At 34.7% G+C, this 18,735-nt stretch carries 16 protein-coding genes, 1 tRNA gene and 1 other RNA gene; 9 read left to right on the forward strand and 9 right to left on the reverse strand.

The window, feature by feature from the left end; all coding sequences use genetic code 11:
* From H510_RS20380 to H510_RS0106225, 4 genes are all read right to left on the reverse strand, one after another.
* The coding region (locus H510_RS20380; RefSeq protein ID WP_026903529.1) for an ISAon1 family transposase N-terminal region protein at positions 1–244 on the reverse strand (244 nt) is incomplete at its 3' end.
* Positions 245–595: 351 nt separating this feature from the next.
* Positions 596–769, reverse strand: coding sequence for a hypothetical protein (locus tag H510_RS0106215; protein WP_026903530.1), 174 nt, complete (start codon positions 767–769; stop codon positions 596–598).
* 29 nt (positions 770–798) lie between these two features.
* Positions 799–869, reverse strand: a tRNA-Cys gene (locus H510_RS0106220).
* A gap of 43 nt (positions 870–912) precedes the next feature.
* Positions 913–1,668 (reverse strand): TrmH family RNA methyltransferase, encoded by a 756-nt coding sequence (locus tag H510_RS0106225; RefSeq protein WP_026903531.1) that lies wholly within the window; start codon positions 1,666–1,668, stop codon positions 913–915.
* Between H510_RS0106225 and tamL the strand changes: the two genes are divergently transcribed.
* Complete coding sequence (gene tamL, locus H510_RS0106230; RefSeq protein ID WP_245584797.1) at positions 1,659–3,986, forward strand: translocation and assembly module lipoprotein TamL; 2,328 nt, start codon at positions 1,659–1,661, stop codon at positions 3,984–3,986. The genes H510_RS0106225 and tamL overlap by 10 nt on opposite strands.
* Before the next feature lie 2 nt (positions 3,987–3,988).
* Here the strand turns inward: tamL and H510_RS0106235 are convergent, their stop codons facing one another.
* Positions 3,989–4,531, reverse strand: coding sequence for a hypothetical protein (locus H510_RS0106235; RefSeq protein WP_026903533.1), 543 nt, complete (start codon positions 4,529–4,531; stop codon positions 3,989–3,991).
* Positions 4,528–6,840: a patatin-like phospholipase family protein gene (locus tag H510_RS0106240; RefSeq protein ID WP_026903534.1), complete on the reverse strand. Its 2,313-nt coding sequence runs from the start codon at positions 6,838–6,840 to the stop codon at positions 4,528–4,530. Before H510_RS0106240 ends, H510_RS0106235 begins: the two co-directional genes overlap by 4 nt.
* Before the next feature lie 48 nt (positions 6,841–6,888).
* Here H510_RS0106240 and H510_RS0106245 point away from each other — a divergent pair, with 48 nt between their 5' ends.
* The 4 genes from H510_RS0106245 (at position 6,889) to H510_RS0106260 (ending at position 11,224) form a co-directional block, all read left to right on the forward strand.
* Complete coding sequence (locus tag H510_RS0106245; protein ID WP_026903535.1) at positions 6,889–8,118, forward strand: DEAD/DEAH box helicase; 1,230 nt, start codon at positions 6,889–6,891, stop codon at positions 8,116–8,118.
* 80 nt (positions 8,119–8,198) lie between these two features.
* An RNA gene (gene ffs / locus H510_RS19850) (signal recognition particle sRNA small type) lies at positions 8,199–8,297 on the forward strand.
* Between the two features lie 179 nt (positions 8,298–8,476).
* The gene (fsa, locus tag H510_RS0106255; protein ID WP_026903537.1) at positions 8,477–9,136 is read left to right on the forward strand and encodes a fructose-6-phosphate aldolase; all 660 of its coding nucleotides are present in this window, start codon (positions 8,477–8,479) and stop codon (positions 9,134–9,136) included.
* Positions 9,137–9,388: 252 nt separating this feature from the next.
* Complete coding sequence (locus H510_RS0106260; protein WP_026903538.1) at positions 9,389–11,224, forward strand: DNA topoisomerase 3; 1,836 nt, start codon at positions 9,389–9,391, stop codon at positions 11,222–11,224.
* 51 nt (positions 11,225–11,275) lie between these two features.
* On the opposite strand, the gene H510_RS0106265 is transcribed toward H510_RS0106260, so the two are convergent.
* The 3 genes from H510_RS0106265 to H510_RS0106275 all read right to left on the reverse strand — a co-directional run bounded on the left by H510_RS0106265 (position 11,276) and on the right by H510_RS0106275 (position 14,230).
* Positions 11,276–12,613 (reverse strand): sigma-54-dependent transcriptional regulator, encoded by a 1,338-nt coding sequence (locus H510_RS0106265; RefSeq protein WP_026903539.1) that lies wholly within the window; start codon positions 12,611–12,613, stop codon positions 11,276–11,278.
* Between the two features lie 95 nt (positions 12,614–12,708).
* Positions 12,709–13,131, reverse strand: coding sequence for a hypothetical protein (locus H510_RS18375; RefSeq protein WP_036692146.1), 423 nt, complete (start codon positions 13,129–13,131; stop codon positions 12,709–12,711).
* A 184-nt stretch (positions 13,132–13,315) separates the two neighbouring features.
* Positions 13,316–14,230, reverse strand: a complete 915-nt coding sequence (locus H510_RS0106275) for a YihY/virulence factor BrkB family protein (protein WP_026903540.1) — start codon at positions 14,228–14,230, stop codon at positions 13,316–13,318.
* 108 nt (positions 14,231–14,338) lie between these two features.
* Here H510_RS0106275 and proB point away from each other — a divergent pair, with 108 nt between their 5' ends.
* From proB to H510_RS0106295, 4 genes are all read left to right on the forward strand, one after another.
* Positions 14,339–15,373, forward strand: a complete 1,035-nt coding sequence (gene proB, locus H510_RS0106280) for a glutamate 5-kinase (protein ID WP_026903541.1) — start codon at positions 14,339–14,341, stop codon at positions 15,371–15,373.
* A 12-nt stretch (positions 15,374–15,385) separates the two neighbouring features.
* Entirely contained in the window at positions 15,386–16,633 is a 1,248-nt protein-coding gene (locus H510_RS0106285; protein WP_026903542.1) for a glutamate-5-semialdehyde dehydrogenase, read from the forward strand.
* A gap of 120 nt (positions 16,634–16,753) precedes the next feature.
* Positions 16,754–17,599 carry a hypothetical protein gene (locus H510_RS0106290; RefSeq protein ID WP_026903543.1) on the forward strand — a complete coding sequence of 282 codons (846 nt, stop codon included), beginning with the start codon at positions 16,754–16,756 and terminating at the stop codon, positions 17,597–17,599.
* Complete coding sequence (locus tag H510_RS0106295) at positions 17,580–18,614, forward strand: glycoside hydrolase family 113 (RefSeq protein WP_026903544.1); 1,035 nt, start codon at positions 17,580–17,582, stop codon at positions 18,612–18,614. Before H510_RS0106290 ends, H510_RS0106295 begins: the two co-directional genes overlap by 20 nt.
* Positions 18,615–18,735 lie beyond the last annotated feature (121 nt).

Genomic DNA, 18,735 nt, shown 5'->3' on the forward strand with positions numbered 1-18,735 from the left:
CGATCATCCATTTCCGCCTTTTAAGCTTTAAAAAACAAGGTTTTCCGCGTAAGGGAAAGTCTCTGACAGAAATCTCATCGAAAAAACCCTTAGAAATTAGCTTTTCAGAGGTGAACTCTTTGGGTTGTATATTCCTTTCTTGAAGATAGATGTAATAAGAATCTGATACAGTCTCTACTTTGTCCAGTTCAAAGTATTCGCTAAGACCTTCCGGTAAGATTAATGATAGTAAGGTAGAATCCAAAATATTGATTTTATACAAAATTAATCAAATCTTTAAACCTCCCCAACTTTTACGCTTGATCCGCAAAAATTATTTGAAAACTTTATAGGCTGGCAGGTAGGATATGGTGCTTTTACATACAGTATTAAAGAAAAAAATAGAGTAATTAATTATGTTAAAAATCAAGAAGAGCATCACAAACAAAAAACATATAAAGAAGAGTATATAGCCTTGCTTAATAAACATGGGATTGAGTTTGAAGAGAAATATTTATGGCTATAAGTTTTAACAAACTTGTTTAGAAAACGCATAAAAAAACCTATATACCGGCCGATATATAGGTTAAATCTTAGAAGAGTAAATTCTATCGAATTATTTAGATGCGTTTAATGAAGCTAATACTTCATTGTTTTTTACAACTTGACTTCTTCCTTCTTTAGAACGACTTCCTACTTCGATGTTAGAAGCATTCTTAAGAAACTGAACTTCAAGACGTGAAACGGTCTTATTTCTTCTGTCTTTTCTTTTTAAACGCGTTACTGCCATGACTTTTTTTATATATAAAACTTTAAATGAGGTCGAGAGCGGATTCGAACCGCTGTACAAGGTTTTGCAGACCTCTGCCTAGCCACTCGGCCACTCGACCTTTTCTTTTAAGGACTGCAAAAATAGTAAAATTATTATACAAGTCAATTTTTAATGTAATTAATTCTCTTAATTTCTGTACAACAAATAGCAGCAGAAATGGCAACATTTAAAGATTCAGTATTCCCGGCACCCGGTATGGTAACAGCTTCAGTAACTAAAGCTTTGATTTCCTTAGAGATACCATTTCCCTCACTACCCAAAACAATATATCCAGAAGAAGGCCATTTAACTTCAAAAATATTTTTACCGTCTAATAAAGTACCATAAATAGGTGAAATATCTGTACTTAACAGCTCTTTTAAATCCGTATAAACAACTTTTACTCTGGCTAAAGAGCCCATAGTAGCTTGTACTACCTTTGGGTTATATACTTCTACCGTATCTGTTGAGCAAATAATTTTATCGAAACCAAACCAATCTAAGGTTCTAATAATGGTTCCTAAATTGCCGGGATCTTGTATCCCATCTAATACAAAAGCCAGTTCATTATCTGCTTTATATTGCTTAAAACTATCTTGTTTCGGGATTTCTAAAATGGCTAAAGCTTCTTGTGGTGTTTTTAAAGTGCTAATTTTAGTTAAATCTTGATCACTCACCTCAAAAACTTTTTGTTTCTGAGATAATTTAGGCAATTTTGAAACATGAGCATCCAAACAATAAATACTTTGGACATTATACTGAGAGTTTAAAAATTCAGTTATAGATTTCATACCTTCAACTAAAAAAAGACCGTTTTCTTTGCGGTATTTTTTTTGGTGTAGAGATTTGATAAAACTTATTTGAGATTTTGAAAGCATATATTATTTATCCTGTTACAATATTACTTCTTTTCACTTTAATTTTAGGTGCTTGTAGGTCTACTAAAAGATTAAAAGAAAATGAAGCTTTAATTACTAAGCTTAACATAAACGGGGTAGATAAAGAGTTTGAAGAGCAGGCAGAGTCTTACGTTTCTTTAGACATTAGACCTAATTCTCCTTTTAATTTATGGGTTTACAATACCTTCAATAAAAAAGGTAAAAAAAGTTTAGGCGAAGCTCCGCACCTTTTAGATAGCTCTTTGGTTGAAGTTTCAAGAGCACAAATTCAGAAGTTTTTAAACACAAAAGGTTTTTTAAATGCTAAAGTAGAAAGCGCTATAGCTTTACAAGAAAAAAAAGCAAGTATCACTTTTACAGCAGTACAGGGTCCATCTTTTAAGTTTAAAGACATAAGTTTTGATATTAAAAATCAAGATATTAAAGATCTTTATTTAGCTAATAGAAATAAATTTACCCGTATAACCCCCGGTCAAAGATTAGATGAAGATAGCATTGCTTATGAAAGAGACCAGGTTTATACGCTGATGAAAAAAAATGGTTATTATGATTTCATCAGGCAATATGTAAGAGCCGAAATAGATACCAATTTAAATAACAGTCAAGCAAACGTTACCATAGAAATTTTAAATCCTGATACTACAACCCACCAACAATACACGCTTAACAATACTTATATCAGAATACAACCAAGTACCGGAATTATCAAACAAGGAGCGCAAAGAAATACATCAGTAATAGATTCTCAGTATTATTTTTTCGATTACTCGAAATTTTTTAAAACATCTAAAGTAGCCCCTTATATTTTTCTAAATAAAGGCGAGCAATACTCAATAGAGAATGTAGAATTAACAAACCAACGCTTGTTTGAGCTCAATGTATTTAAAAGTGTGTCTGTTGATTTTAGGAAAAGACCCAATTCAACAGAGCTAGTGGGGCTAATAGATATTATCCCTTTAAAAAAGAAATCTAATAGGATAGACGGAGATTATACTTTTAACTCTAGTATTACTGGGGCTAATTTGGGTTTAACTTATCAAAACAGAAATATTTTTGGTGGAGCAGAAATTTTAGAAATTAAATTAAGAGGTGGTTTACAGTTTGATAAGAATCTTACAGGAAGTATTTCTGATAGATTGCTAAGTAGAGACTACCAAATAGGTGCTAGTTTAACCTTTCCCAGATTGGTAACACCTTTTAACCTGCCCTTTATCGGTTATAGTGGTATTCCAAGAACCAGATTAGGTACTAATTTTCAGATATATGAATTAAAAGATAGGTACTTAAGAAGAGCGCTAGGTACCAACTTTACCCATGATTGGGTAGAAACAAAATATAAACTACATTCTTTAACTCCCATAAATATACAGTACGCTTTAGGTATGATAGACCCTGTGGTAGAGCAGGATTTGATTAACAGAGGCTATGCTTTCTTTTTAAATACCTTAAGGTCTCAGTTGGTTTCAAGCTCTATCTACAATTACACACTTAATTTAGCGAGGCTTTCAACGCTAAGTAATTTTACTTTTTTTAATGGAATAGTAGAAGTAGGTGGTAATACAGCAGCTCTAGCAGCACAGGCTATTGGTAAAAGCAATACGAGAGGACAAAAAACTTTATTGGGAGTTCCTTATTATCAGTTTGCTAGGTTAGAAACAGATTTTAGATTTTATAAATATTTGGGTCAAGAAAAACAATTTGTAGTAAGGCTAAACCCAGGTATTGGCTATTCTTATGGCAACGTTAAATCCTTACCTTTTGATAAACAATTTTTTGCTGGCGGTTCAAGTGGTATCAGAGCTTGGCAAGCCCGTACATTAGGTCCTGGTAACTATAACCGAAGCTCTTTAGAAAGTGATTCTACACGTTTAAATTTAAGAAATATTGACCAATTGGGAGATTTAAAGTTTGAAGGTAATTTAGAGTATCGCTTTAAAATTTTAGATAATTTTTTTGGTAGTAAAGTAAAAGGAGCAACTTTTGTTGATTTTGGTAATATATGGCAGCTAAGAGATAATGGTTTTGAAGGCGCACAAATTAAATTCAATAAATTATGGCAACAGATGGCCATAGGAACAGGTGTAGGTTTACGTTTTGATGTTTCTTTCTTTGTGTTTAGACTAGATGCTGGTTTTAAAGTTAAAGATCCACAATTTAGAGGTGCAGACCAATGGATAACCAAATACTATTTTGACAGAGAAGCTAAAAAGCAGTTGAAAGCTACTTATGCAGATACCAATAATCCAGACCGTTACTCTACAACACAAATCCAGTTTGGTATAGGAATGCCTTTCTAAGTTTAAAAAAGATTTTTTAAACCATCAAATACACTTTCTATAAAAGTACCCATAGATAAGCCTTTACTGTAATTAAAATAGATATAAGCCATTAAAATAAAAACCATCAAGCCTATTAATTTTCTAAACATATAGCCTAGCAATATTAAACCCACAGGTATGGCTAGTAAAATATACCAACTTATACGGATGGGAGTTAAGCTTTCGCTTGATTTATAGATGTAGTATAAGTTAGAAACATCAGTTTCATCATTTTCATGTTTAATGTACATGAAAGTAGATTTTTCTACAGGCATATCCCAAGCAGCCACACCATCATGAAAAATTAAATCTTTACTAAAACCATTAATATCAAATTTATAAGTTCCGTTGATAGATGTTCTTGGATTTTTTAAAGAATCTGTAGCAATAATAGCTATTTTATCAGCTTTTAAAAAGCTTTCTTTAATGATGAAATCTTTGATAATAAAATTTTCATGCGTTTGAGAAAAAGCGGTTATCATACCAGATAAGAAGAAAATAAACAAAGTAAAAAGTCTTATCATTCTATAGCTCTTTTATTATAAAGTAAGTATCCGATATGGAATAAAATCCCGAACGGACGGGGTTGATTTTGGTAATAATTAAAATTTAATGCAACTGGTCCAACAGGACTATGGTACACCACAGAACTTGCACCTATGAAGTGTCTGTCAGAAAAAAGCGTTCCCAATTTTGTTTGTTGCAAACCTTTTAAATTAACCTCCTCAAAAGGTTGAAAAACATATCCCTCTAAACGCAAATCTAAGTTTCTTTTTAATAAAAAGATATGCTTCATTCCTAAACTTAAATATTTATCGGCCCTTAAATTATCTAAAAATATAGACCGAGAGTCTTGTAAAGGATAAAATGCCGCTGTACTTAACAAATTACTTTTAAAAGTGGTAAAGGTTGGTCGGTTAGCGTAAACATTATCAGTAACATAAGCTACATGATAGTGTGGAGCTATGCGGTAAAACTTCTCGGCCTTTATATCAAATTTAAACCACTGCCTATTATTGGCTGATGAAGTGATGAGATTAAACTCTGGCGTATTGCGCAAAATATTACCAGGGTTATAGCTTTCTGTACCGGTATAATAAGATAAACCATAACTTAGATAAGACCCCGTATTAGCGTACTGCTTGTAGTTAAGTTTATTTTTAGTGTATCTGATGGAGGACAAAAAGCCATCAAAAGTTGATTTATCTAATACATCACCAACATTAAAATTGTCAGTAGGACTATAGTTATCCCGGTTATGAAAATAAGCTCCACGTAAAGTTAAAATGGTGTTATTCCTTATCGGGATACCAAATTTTATACCCACCCTTCTGTCGGATTGTTTAATAAATGCTGGAGGGCGATTATTGATGGCAAATAGTTCGCCCGAGCTAAAATAATCCCAATTGTTATACACAAATTCGGTTTCAAAAAAGATAGGTGTTTTAAAAGGGAAATCAACCCTGATGGCACTTTGTGCTGATTGGTAAAAACGACCCGAATAAAAATTACTATTAAAAGTGTAAGCTAGCTTATTTAAATAATTGTACTGCAAGCCCAAAAAAATATTACTGATAGGTCTGCTAGAAATATTACCACCTAAATCAACCTTAAAATTGGTTTCTGATTGTACTTGAACATCAAATTCATAATTATTAGTCTCTGGTTTAAATTTTAAGCTCGGATAAACAGTTTCAAAATTATCATCGCCCAAAAGTTTATAATAACCTTCTTTAATTTCTAAAAGCGATAACTGCTTGTTATCGTAATTAAAAGTGTTTTTAATATAAGAGCGCTTTTTAGAGTTTACTCCGTAAACGTTTACTTGATTAAAAGTTAGGTATGGATTCTTGTTGGTAAAAGCTTTACGTTTAGCAGTAAGCACTTCTGATGATGCCCTTTGCGCAATTTTAGCTTTAATTTCAGCCATATTGGCTAATGTTTTTAAGTAGCCGGCTTGTATAATGGCTTTCACAGGTTTAAAATTGGTAGCGCTAAAGTTTGCCATTTCTGGTTCTATATAAATACCATTTTTACCAATTGCACTAGAATCAGTCTTACTTAAAAAAAGATAAACCAGCAGGCGGTTCATCAATTTATCGTCATTATCTTTGGGATAATCTGTAAAGTTTTTGGATGAAACATTAGCACCAATGATTACATCAGGGTTAAAGTCTTTCTTCATCACATCAACCGGGAAATTATTATACAAGCCACCATCAAAAACATATTTTCCATCTATCTTTATTGGGCGATAAACTAAAGGAACTGTCATGCTACCTCTTACAGCCTCAGCCAAATTTCCCTTCCTTAGTGCTATCATTTCTTGCGAAAGCACATCAGACACCATACATCTGTAAGGGATAAATAAATGATCAAAATTATCTTTAGCATTAGCTGAAGCTTGCGATAACAATTCTATCAAAGCAAAATTTAAAGGAATATCATTGATTAAATTAGAACGTAGTTTTAAATTAAAACCAGAATCAATTTGGATTTTAGCTGTAAAAAAGGAAGGGTTTTCTGGCTTTTTTTGATAAAAATAGCTGTAGTTACTACTGTATTTGCCTGCTACCCAATTCTGAAATTCATCGCTTAAAGCAATATACTCTATTTCTTCTGGCGAATATCCTGCTGCATACATAGCGCCAACTACAGCACCCATAGAAGTACCTGTAATATAATCTATAGGAATATTATTTTCTTCTAAAGCTTTTAAAACGCCAATATGAGCTAAGCCTTTAGCACCGCCACCGCTAAAAACTAATCCAACTTTTTGGGCATAAGTACTTTTGATACAAACAATAAGGATAAGGAGGATTATATTTTTCACGTAGCTAAAAATAATCAATTAGTTTAAAGATTGCTACCTTTGGACAGCATGAAATTCAATAAATACCATATATCACCAGAGTTAAAAAGAAGTTTAGAAGAATTAGGTTTCAAAAAACCTACCGATATACAATTTAAGTCTATCCCTCAAATTTTATCTGGACAAGATATTTTGGCCATAGCCCAAACTGGAACGGGTAAAACTGCTGCTTTTGCGATTCCTTTAATTAGCATGTTGCAAGAAAAGAAACGCTACCAGCAAGAGCAACATGTAAAAGCTGTTGTGATGGTGCCTACCAGAGAATTAGCCTTGCAAATACAAGATGTTTTTGTTGAATTAGCTAAGTATACAAACATTAAAACCACTGCTATTATTGGTGGTGTAGCTATAGACCCACAACTTCAAGAAATAAAAGAAGGTGTTGATATTTTAATTGCTACGCCTGGCCGTATTATGGATTTGGTGCACAAAAGCATCCTTAACCTAAAAAAAATAGACTATTTAGTCTTAGATGAGGCCGATCACATGCTGGCAAAAGGTTTTTATGCTGATATACAGAAGCTCATAACCTTTTTACCACGAAGAAGACAAACTATGTTTTTTTCGGCTACCATTAATGAAACTATTAAAGATTTGGCTTATGCTCTGGTAAATAAGCCTGTAAGGATTCAATTATCACCCAAAGACCCTGTTTCAAAAAATGTAGACCATGCAGTTATATATGTTGAAATGGATGATAAAAGGTTCTTTTTAGAGAGGTTGATAAAGGAAAATCCGGAAACGAAAATGATGGTTTTTGTAAGAACAAAAGTTAGAGCAGAACGTGTGGCAAAAGCTATGGAAAGAGTTGCTATTACCACCGCAACCATACATGGCGATAAAGAGCAACAAGATAGATTTGATGTTTTAGAAGATTTTAGAACCGGTAAAATAAAAGTTTTAATAGCTACCGATGTAAGTTCTAGAGGGATAGATGTAAAAGGCGTAGACTATGTTATTAATTATGATTTGCCCGATGTAGCCGAAAATTATGTTCACCGTATAGGACGAACTGGTAGAGGGATAAGCAGGGGAAAAGCTATATCATTTTGTAGTGAAGAAGAAAAAGCAATACTCGCCGAAATAGAAACTTACTTAACAAACCCGATTAAGACAATGGAAGTACGCCATACAGAGTATGAAGAAACATTGGCTATTTCAGAAGATAACCCTCATGATTGGAAGAGTTTATTGAAAGAAGCAGCCCAAGAACCACTTAAAAAGCGAAAGAAAAAATAATTTTCTTTTTGATAATCAGTCACTTGTTTATAAAACAAGAAAATTTGCGTTAAAACGCATAAAAATTATACCTTTGTGCCGGGTTAGTCTTCTACGACCAGCTCCTTCTGAACTCCCCCAGGGTGGGAACGCAGCAAGGGTAAGAGGTTGTAGCGGTGCGATAGAAGGTGCTAGCCCATTTTTTTTCTTCTTTATATTTCTACCAGTATTTTTTTCTGTTAATTTCTGATAAAACAATCGATTTAAATGATTAAAAAAAGATTATTTTAAATAGATTTGCATCTGAGATGGATACATCATATATATTAAATTCAACAAATTAACCAAATACATATTCACAATTTTCAAATTAAACAACATGAAATTTTTTATAGATACCGCAAACCTTGCACAAATTAAAGAAGCACAAGATTTAGGCGTATTAGATGGCGTAACTACCAACCCAAGCTTAATGGCTAAAGAAGGTATTACCGGAGAAGAAAACGTTTTAAATCATTACAGAGCTATTTGCGATCTTGTTGATGATAACGTTAGTGCAGAAGTAATTTCTACAGATTTTGAAGGTATGGTAAAAGAAGGTGAAGCTTTAGCTGCTTTAAACCCTAAAATTGTAGTAAAAATCCCTATGATTAAAGACGGTATTAAAGCTTTAAAGTATTTCAGTAGCAAAGGAATCAGAACCAATTGTACTTTAATTTTCTCTGCTGGGCAAGCACTTTTGGCTGCTAAAGCAGGCGCAAGTTATGTGTCTCCTTTCTTAGGTCGTTTAGATGATATTGGTGCTGATAGCTTTGGTTTAATTGAAGATATTCGTTTAATATTTGATAATTACGGATATGAAACCGAAATTTTAGCAGCTTCTATCAGAAACTCTGTACATATTGTAGAGTGTGCTAAAATTGGCGCCGATGTAATGACTGGACCTTTATCTTCTATCATGGGATTATTAAAACACCCATTAACTGATAACGGTTTAGCACAGTTTTTAGCAGACCACGCTAAAGCAGCAGGTAAATAAACTTGGTGATATAATAAAAGAGCGAAATTAAAAAGCTCTTTCTAAAAAAAGTCCTCAATATTTAGTTTATCAACTTTATATTGAGGATTTGTTATTTAATAGTTCTTCGTATGATAGGATAATTAATAATGATTTTCAGATTGTCTAAAGTCAAATTTGTTATCAAATATCCAGAACAAAGAAAATTTATTCACATTAGCCTACATCATCAATTATTATCATAAGATTTGTAAACTTATTTCTAAATCTTAAATGAAACTTGTTATAGCCGAAAAACCATCTGTTGCCCGCGAACTCGCAAAAGTTTTTGGAGCCACCAATAAAAAAGGGGGATATATAGAAGGAAAAGGCTATAGTTTTACTTGGGCATTTGGTCATTTATTGCAATTGGCACCTCCACAAGATTATGGTTTTTACGGATGGAAACAGCAAAATTTACCCATGCTTCCGCATAAATTTAAGTTGGCCGTAAGAAAAATTAAAACCAAAGATGGGGTAATAGAAGACCCTGCCGTAAGAAAGCAATTAGATGTTATCAAAGCTTTGTTTGATGAGTGTACAGAAATTATAGTTGCTACTGATGCTGGGCGAGAAGGAGAGCTCATCTTTCGATATATTTACTATTATTTGAAATGTAAAAAGCCTTTCCGCCGTTTATGGATTTCTTCTCAAACAGATGCTGCTATTAAAGATGGTTTTAGAAACCTCAAACCCGGGTCTGATTATGATACGCTTTTTAATTCGGCCCATTGCCGCTCAGAGTCTGATTGGTTAGTAGGGATGAATGCTACCCAAGCTTTAAGTATCTCGGCAGGAAACAAAGCCGTACTTTCTTTGGGAAGGGTGCAAACGCCAACCTTAGCTATGATTTGCCAGCGCTATCTTGAAATTCAACAATTTGTACCTCAAATATATTTTCAGGTAGCCATACAATTAAATAAAGATGGACATCTTTTTAGAGCTATCTCAGCAGTAAATTATAAAAGCAAAGAAGAAGCAGAAACCGTTTTAGGTCAGGTTTTAGATGTTGCAGCTGGACATCCAACAGGTGGGCATATCACCAAAGTAGAAGCAAAAGCTAAAAAAGAACCACCACCTTTACTGCATGATTTAAGTAGCTTACAGCAGGAAGCTAATAAGAAAAAAGGTTATACTGCCGACCAAACATTGGGTATTTTACAACAATTATATGAAAGTAAGTTGGTTACCTATCCGCGTACAGGAAGCAGATACATTGGAGATGATATTTATGCAGGTATACCAGCTTTAATTGCCAAGTACCAACAGCATCCACAATTTGGTAAACAAGCCGAATATTTAGCCACCATAAAGCTTAATAAGCGAAGTGTTAATGCTAAAAAAGTGACAGATCACCATGCTATTTTACCAACTGGCGAAAATGCCGGCTATTCATCAGAAGATAAGCAAGCTGTGTATGATATGGTTGTTGGTCGTATGTTAGAAGCTTTTCATCAAGAGTGTATCAAAGAAACTACGAAGATAAGTGTAAGTTCTGGGGCTGATTTTATAGCCAACGGTACGGTGATACAATCTGCGGGTTGGCGTTCGGTTTTTAATGATCCTGATGATGAAAAGAAAGAGGGCGAAAACGCTTCTCTACCAAAAGTAGCTCAAGATGAGTATTTACCTGTTACCAATAAAGCTGTTTTAGAAAAACAAACCAAGCCTAAGCCCTTGTATACCGAGGCTACTTTACTTAAAGCATTAGAAACTTGCGGTAAAGATATAGAAGATGAAGAGCTACGTTACGCCATGAAAGAAAGTGGTTTAGGTACACCTGCTACCCGGGCATCCATCATAGAAACACTAATTAAACGAGAGTATATCGGTAGGGAGAAAAAGAATTTAGTACCTACTAAAAAGGGCTTAGCCGTTTATGAGGTGGTAAAAGATAAAAAAATAGCCCATGCCGAGCTTACCGGACAGTGGGAAAAACGTTTAGAAGAAATAAGATCTGGTGCTTCTGTACAAGATTTTAAGGCAGAAATAACAGCTTATACCAAAACCATCACACAAGAGCTACTAGCAGCAGGGCAAGGTTTGCATCAAGTTTTGCAAGAGTCTTAATAAAATTTATTTAGAGCTATAAAGGGTATGGTATTCTTAAATAAGCTATATTCAATCTATCTCATAACGCTCAATTTTAGCATAAAGCGTTTTTCTGTCAATATTTAAAAGTTTAGCTGCTTTAGATTTATTATATTTTACTTTCTCTAAAGTTTGTGTAATCAAAAGTTTTTCATTTTGCTCGTTAATAGCTTTTAAATCTGATGTAGAATCATTTTGAACGGCTTGTTGTCTGTTTACTGTAAATAACATTTCATCAGGTAAAGCGCTTACTTCTGCCGTTTCTGTAGGGCTTAAAAGTACCATTCTTTTAATCACATTTTTAAGCTCTCTTAAGTTTCCTGGCCATGAATAGCGTAGCAATAAATCTTTAACTTCTGGCGATAGCAGTTTTACATTTCTTTGCAATTCCTGATTAGAAAGGTTGATGAAATGAGTAATAAAAAGCTCTAAATCTTTTCCTCTTGCCCTTAATGGAGGTAATTGAATTTTAAACTCATTTAAACGGTGGTACAGGTCTTCTCTGAAATCTCCACGAGCTACACTATCCATTAAATCATCATTGGTAGCTGTTAAAATTCTAACATCAACTTTAATTTGTTTGGTGCTTCCTAAAGGTTGTATAGTTCTTTCTTGCAAGGCCCTTAATAACTTTACCTGCACTTCATAACTTAAATTACCAACCTCATCCAAAAATAAAGTACCGCCATTAGCAACTTCAAATTGCCCTTTTTTATCTTGTAAAGCACCTGTAAAAGCACCTTTAATATGTCCAAAAAGCTCGCTAGCAGCTAAATCTTTAGATAAAGCTCCGCAGTCTATAGCTATAAAAGGTTTATGGTTGCGGTTGCTTTGGGTATGGATGGTTCTTGCGGCATATTCTTTTCCTGTTCCACTTTCTCCCTGAATGATAACCGACATATCCGTAGGGGCAACCAAATCTATATAACTGTATAATTTATTAGCCTCTGGGCTATTGCCTTTAATAATGGTATCAGGACTAGTACTTTTTTTAGGTAAACTTTCTACTTTTTTATTCAAAGCATTACTCATGATCATGAGTAATTCATCAGGATTCACAGGTTTGGTGATATAATCAAAAGCACCTAGTCTCATTGCTTTAACAGCCGTTGGTACATCGTTGAAACTGGTCATGATGATAGCAGACATTCCTAAATTTTTGTGGGCAACATGGTTTAAAATGTCTAAACCTGTACCATCTGGCAAACGGTAGTCTAGCAATAATAGGTCAAAAGAGTTTTCATCAAGCAGTTTAAGACCATTTTTGATGGTATTTGCTGCTTCTACCACATGTTGGTGTTTTTTTAAAAAACCTTGTAAGAGTTGTGAAAAAGTAATATCGTCTTCAACGATAAGTATTTTTGCCATAAAAACCTGTACTGTACAAGTTAAAAAACACAAAAGCCGGACCAAAGTCCGGCTTTATGCATCATTTATGTGTGTTAATTGTTAAAATGATTAATTTATTGTACTACTTTACCGTCTGCACCAATTCTGATGGCTCTTACTTCCTCACCTTTTTTTACCTCAATTTGGTAATACTCTTTATCTTCTGATTTAACTAAAGTTGCTGAGCTAGGTATCCACTCTTTAAATAAATCTGCCTGTAAAGTGGTTTTTACTGCCTCTGGAAGATCTTCCATATTTACTGGAGTAGATTGCTCTGCGGTTTGAGTGTTTTGTTTAGTAGTGTCTTGCGCAACCTCACTATACATAGACTCTTCTTGCTTTGGCGCAGGTGTTTGTTTAGTAGTATCCTGTTTCACCGTGTCTTGTTTGGTGGTGTCTTGCGAAGCAAATGTTCTGTCAAAAGATAATGATTTTGCTTCTGCTGTTGCTAATCCTGCGAATGCTAATACTGCTGCTGATAAAATGAACTTTTTCATAACTTATATATTTAATTTTAATGTTTAACAATACAAACCTATGTTTGATAATGATGCCAAACGATAAATAATAATATAAGTGTTTGATAATTAGAATTTTAAAAAATGTATGAGTATTTCTTTATTGTAGATAAACTCCACACTTTGTTGCATCATACAACGATTTATTTACTTCATACCCAGTTTAAACTTCTCCTTTTATTTCTTCAAGTTTGAATTTATAGGCCATACTGCTGACTTTAATAGGTAGTTTCAGCTCTTCGCTCATGGTGTGTATAAAACAAGCGCCATAGTAAAAAATAAAGGACGAATAGAAAATGTATAGCATCACCAATAAAATGGCACCAGAAGTACCATAAATCTCATTAATATTAGAGTTGATAAGTGCTGCTTTCAGGATGATTTTTCCGATAGTAAATAAAATAGCTGTAAAAGTGCTTCCTAAAAAACTAATACGCCAATAGGGTTTTCCATCAGCAATAAACCTAAAAGCAATGCTAAACCAAGTAGTAGCTACGCTTAAAAATATCAGTTCGTTAAGAAAATTACCTAAAATAGGCAGGTAGCCAAATTCTTTTTCCAGATATATTCTTATCCCTTCTAATAGAAAAACTATAAATAATAAAAAACCACCTAAGCTTATGATACCCAAGGATTTTGCCCTTTGCCTGATATGGAATTTAAAACCGGGATGTTCTTTTACTTTGATACTCCATAACTGGTTAATGGTATTTCTGATGATGACAAATAGGGTAGTAGAAACAAAGAGCAAAAAAATAAACCCCAAAACGGTGATGTACCACGTTTCGCTCATGGCATAAATATTTCTTAAAATGCTTCTTATTTCATCTGCGCTAACAGTTCCTATATTTTCAGAAAGTTTTTCCAGTATATTTTGTCCAAATTCTTTTCGGTTAAAGAACATCCCAAACAATTGTAAAAGCACAATAATGATAGCCGGTAAGGCAAAAGTTGCGAAAAAAGCTGTAGAAGCAGCTAGTCTTAAAGGGTCGTTTTTCTTAAAATTCTCAAAAGCAAGTCTGGCAAATAAAGTAAAATGTTTTAAATGCCTTATAAATCTCTTTCTTTTAGATTCCATACCATGAGTTAAACAAAAATAGAACCACTAAAAAAGCAGCTTTAATTGCACTGATTTAACCTAATTCAATTCAAATTTTTATAGTTTTACGCTTCAAATAAAAAGAGATTGAAGAAGCCCATAATCGTTATCAAATTTGGTTCGGCCTCCATTACCACTAGTAAAGGAGAGCTTGATGAACTGGTAGTGAGTGAAATAGCCCGTCAGATTGCCCAATTACATCAAAATTATAATATTGTTTTAGTTTCATCGGGTGCGGTAGCAGCAGGTAAAAAGCATTTACAACAATATGCAGGCACTTTAATAGAGCGTAAAGCGGCAGCAGCCATTGGCAATCCTTTGTTATTGCAAACCTATTCTAAATATTTTGCGCCTTTTCAATTAGCAATTGCCCAAAGTTTGTGCGAGCGTCATCATTTCTCTAACAGAGACCAGTTTTTACAGCTTAAAAAAACCTATGAAGAACTCTGGAAAAACGGTATCATACCCGTTGCCAATGAAAATGATGTGGTGAGCAACCTCGAACTTAAGTTTTCTGATAATGATGAATTAGCAACTTTAATAGCGGTTGGTTTTGGTGCCGAGCAGATTTTATACAGCACTTCTGTTCCGGGTGTTTTAGATGCCGATGGACAAGTGATTCCAGAAATAAAAGTGATAGATAAAGAAGCTTTATCCCTAGCTAAAAAGGAGAAATCTGCCGTAGGTTTAGGTGGGATGACATCTAAACTTAACTTTGCCCGTTTAGCAACCCAAATGGGTATAAAAGCTGTAATTTTTGGCGTACGTACACAAGATGGCATTTTAAAAGCCATTAAAGGAGAAACTGGTACAGTATGTTTGGCACAGCCTTGTAACATTCCATCCAGAAATAAATGGTTGGCCAGCGGTAGTTTGGTTACCGGGCAGCTTCAGGTTGATGATGGAGCACAAAAAGCTTTAAAAGCAAGACATAGTTTATTAGCTGTAGGCGTTAAAAAAGTATTAAGAGATTTTGAAGCAGGCGAGGTGTTTGAAATTTCAGACGAGAAAGGCATAGCTTTCGCAGTGGCAAAATCTAAAATAGATTCAAAAATTTTAAGTTCAGATACCAAAAAGCAAAACTTGGAAATTGCTCATGCAGATGACATCGTTTTACTTTAAATTTTATAGGAAATGGAAAATATTCAGGATATATTAAAAGCAGCATCCAAAGCAACAACAGTCATTAAAAATTTATCTGCGGAAAAAAAGCAGGCTGTTTTACACGATTTAGCTAAAGATTTAATCAAGCATAGCGATTTGATTATAGCTGAAAATCAGAAGGATTTAGTTAAAATGGATGATGCAGATCCTAAAAAAGATAGGCTATTACTTTCTGCCGATAGAATTATTGGCTTGGCTAAAAGCGTAAATGAAGTTGCTGTTTTAGAAGATCCAACGGGGCAGCTTTTATCAGAGAAAACCTTACCTAACGGACTTCAAGTGCAAAAGAAAACAGTTGCACTGGGTGTTGTTGGGGTGATATATGAATCGAGACCTAATGTAACCATAGATGTAGCTGCTTTATGTATACGCTCGGGTAATGTTTGTTTGCTAAGAGGCGGTACCGATGCTTATTTTACCAATATCTGTTTGGTAGATATTATCCGTAATGTTTTAATGGCACATCAGCTAAATCCTGATATTGTACAGCTGATGCCGGTAGACCGTAAATATGTGCAAGAATTGCTTACAGCAACCAAATATGTAGATATTATTATCCCTAGAGGCTCGCAGCAATTGATAGATTTTGTAAGACAAAACGCTAAAGTTCCGGTAATAGAAACTGGTGCTGGGGTTTGCCATACTTATGTAGAAAGTACTGCTAATTTAGAAAAGGCATCAAAAATTATCACCAATGCTAAAGTGAGCAGACCATCTGTTTGTAATTCTTTAGACACCGTTGTCGTGGATAGAAGTGTTACCGCAGATTTATTGAAATTAGTTGCTGATGATTTGCTACCTCATGCCGTAGAAATTTTCGCTGATGATTATGCTCATCAAATCCTGAGCGATTTAAAATATCCTTTCCTGCAAAGGGCAGAAGCAGAAGACTTTGGTCGCGAGTTTTTATCCCTAAAATGTTCTGTTAAAGTTGTGGATGGGATAGAGGAAGCTTTAGCGCATATTAGCGAGTTTTCTTCCAAACATTCTGAAGCTATTGTTTCAGAAGATCCAGATCTTATCCACAAATTTATGAATGATGTTGATGCTGCGGCTGTTTATGCCAATGCTTCAACTCGCTTTACCGATGGTGGCGAGTTTGGTCTAGGTGCAGAAATAGGCATCTCTACGCAAAAACTACACGCTCGTGGTCCTTTTGCATTAGAAAAACTCGTGACAGAAAAATGGTATGTGACAGGTAACGGGCAGGTGAGGTAAGTTTTGGGAGTCCGCAGTCGGTGGTCCGCAGTTTGAAGTCTGGGTGGTTAAAGCTGGTGGTTTTTGAAAGAAGAACATTCAGAGGAATAGTTTGTTCATCATATATTAACATTTAAAAAGATGAAACATATACTTATCATATTGGCGTTATTTTGCTTTTCTTGTAATGAAAAAGCGCAAACACAAGACAAAAAGCGAGATCAGTTTGCAACCATCAGTTCTTACTTTCATCCGGATTGGGCTAATCAAAAACATTGGGATGATGGCTTGGCAGAAGTAGCTGTTTATGAAGCCACTCGTACCATTTACGGTAAAGTAAGAAGTTTTGATTATACCTATATCACTGTATCAGAAGATTTTAATAAAGCTTTTAGGGTTAAAACCGATGATTACCAGCGTAAAGATCTTTACAAAGTATTAAAAGTGAATGCTTTTGCTCGTATCCCTACGGATAATTATCCTTATCATTTCTTAACTTCTATGTTTTTCCTCAGAGAAAACGCTTTGGTATTAGATAAAATGACTACTAGCTCGCAAGAGTGGTGCGGCAATACTTTTAAAGAATACCTTCAAGACCATAAAGGTTTTAATCTTGCCTATCATTCTTATTGGGATAACGAAGGCGATGGGGAAACCAAAATTGCAGCAGGAATTTTATTAGAAGACCAATTAAATTATACTTTAAGAGCCTTGAAATTTCAAGAAGGTTTAACCTTCTCCGCTCCGGTTTTAGAAAGTCAGATTAGCAGTAAAGTAGGCAAGCTAAAAGTTTACGACGCCAATTTTAAAATTAGCGATGATAAAGCTTCTAACACTTGGAAGGTAGAGCTTACTTTAGAGAAAGATAAAGTAAATATGTATTATTTTGCGAAAGCTTATCCTAACGTACTCATGAAACAAAATACTTGGGACGGTAGAAACCTCGTTTTAAAAGACCTTTCTAGATATGCTTATTGGCAACAATAAAATCTTACTGGTTTTTACTTTTTTGTTGCTCTCTTGTTCACAGGCCGAGTCTCAGAAGAAAAATGCCGTTTGGGTAAAAGATAAAATCAACGGGATAAGTTTTGTTGCACCGCCACGTGTGGTTGATGATGCCTGGTCTGTAGAAATTAAAAATATTCAAGCAGGTTGGGTGGCTATTATTCCTTATGCTTTTTCAAATGTAAACGAGCCTGCCGTTATTTATCATCCCGAAAGGCAGTACTGGGGAGAATCTTTAGAAGGTGTAAAAGCCACCATTAAACAGGCCCATGCTAACGGACTAAAAGTAATGGTAAAACCACAAGTTTGGCTGCAAAGAGGTGCCTGGATAGGTAGCTTTGATTTAGCCACCGAAGCCCAATGGCAGCAATGGGAGCAAGATTATGAAAAGTATATCTTAACCTTTGCACAACTAGCCAAGCAAGAGCAAGCCGATATGATTTGTATTGGTACCGAGTATAGAAATGCAGCCATTAAACGCCCACAATTTTGGTTAAGGCTTATCGCTGATATTAGAAAAGTATATTCAGGAAAATTAACCTATTGCGCCAATTGGGATGATTACCAGCAAATCACCTTTTGGCAAGATTTAGATTTTGTAGGTATTAGCGGCTATTTCCCAATCTCAGAAGCCAAAGAACCTAGCGTTAAAGAACTGGTGAAAGCCTGGAAACCCTACCAGCAACAGCTAGCGAAATTCAGTAAAGAAGTAGCTAAGCCCATTTTATTTACCGAGTACGGCTACCGTAGCATGGAGCAACCCGCTTGGAAATCTTGGGAGGCAGAATATCAAAAAAGAAACATAAACCAACAGGCACAAGCCAATGCTTATGAAGCCCTTTTCTTGAGTTTATGGAAAGAACCTTGGTTTGCCGGAGGCTTCGCATGGAAATGGTATTCCTCTTTCAGAAGAATGAACCCGATCCAAAACGACGATTGGACTCCACAAAATAAAAAAGCGCAAGCCGTTATAAAAGCTTACTATGAAAAGTATTGATGGGATAAGATAGGGACCTTCTCCCAGACATATTCGAGCGTTGTTCGGGAAAACACCCCTATTTCTCGAAGAAGTCTCGAAGAGGTCTCGAACAAGTGTGCAAAAAGACTGGCAAAATCCG

This window comes from Pedobacter glucosidilyticus DSM 23534 (assembly GCF_000425145.1).
Classification (GTDB): domain Bacteria; phylum Bacteroidota; class Bacteroidia; order Sphingobacteriales; family Sphingobacteriaceae; genus Pseudopedobacter; species Pseudopedobacter glucosidilyticus.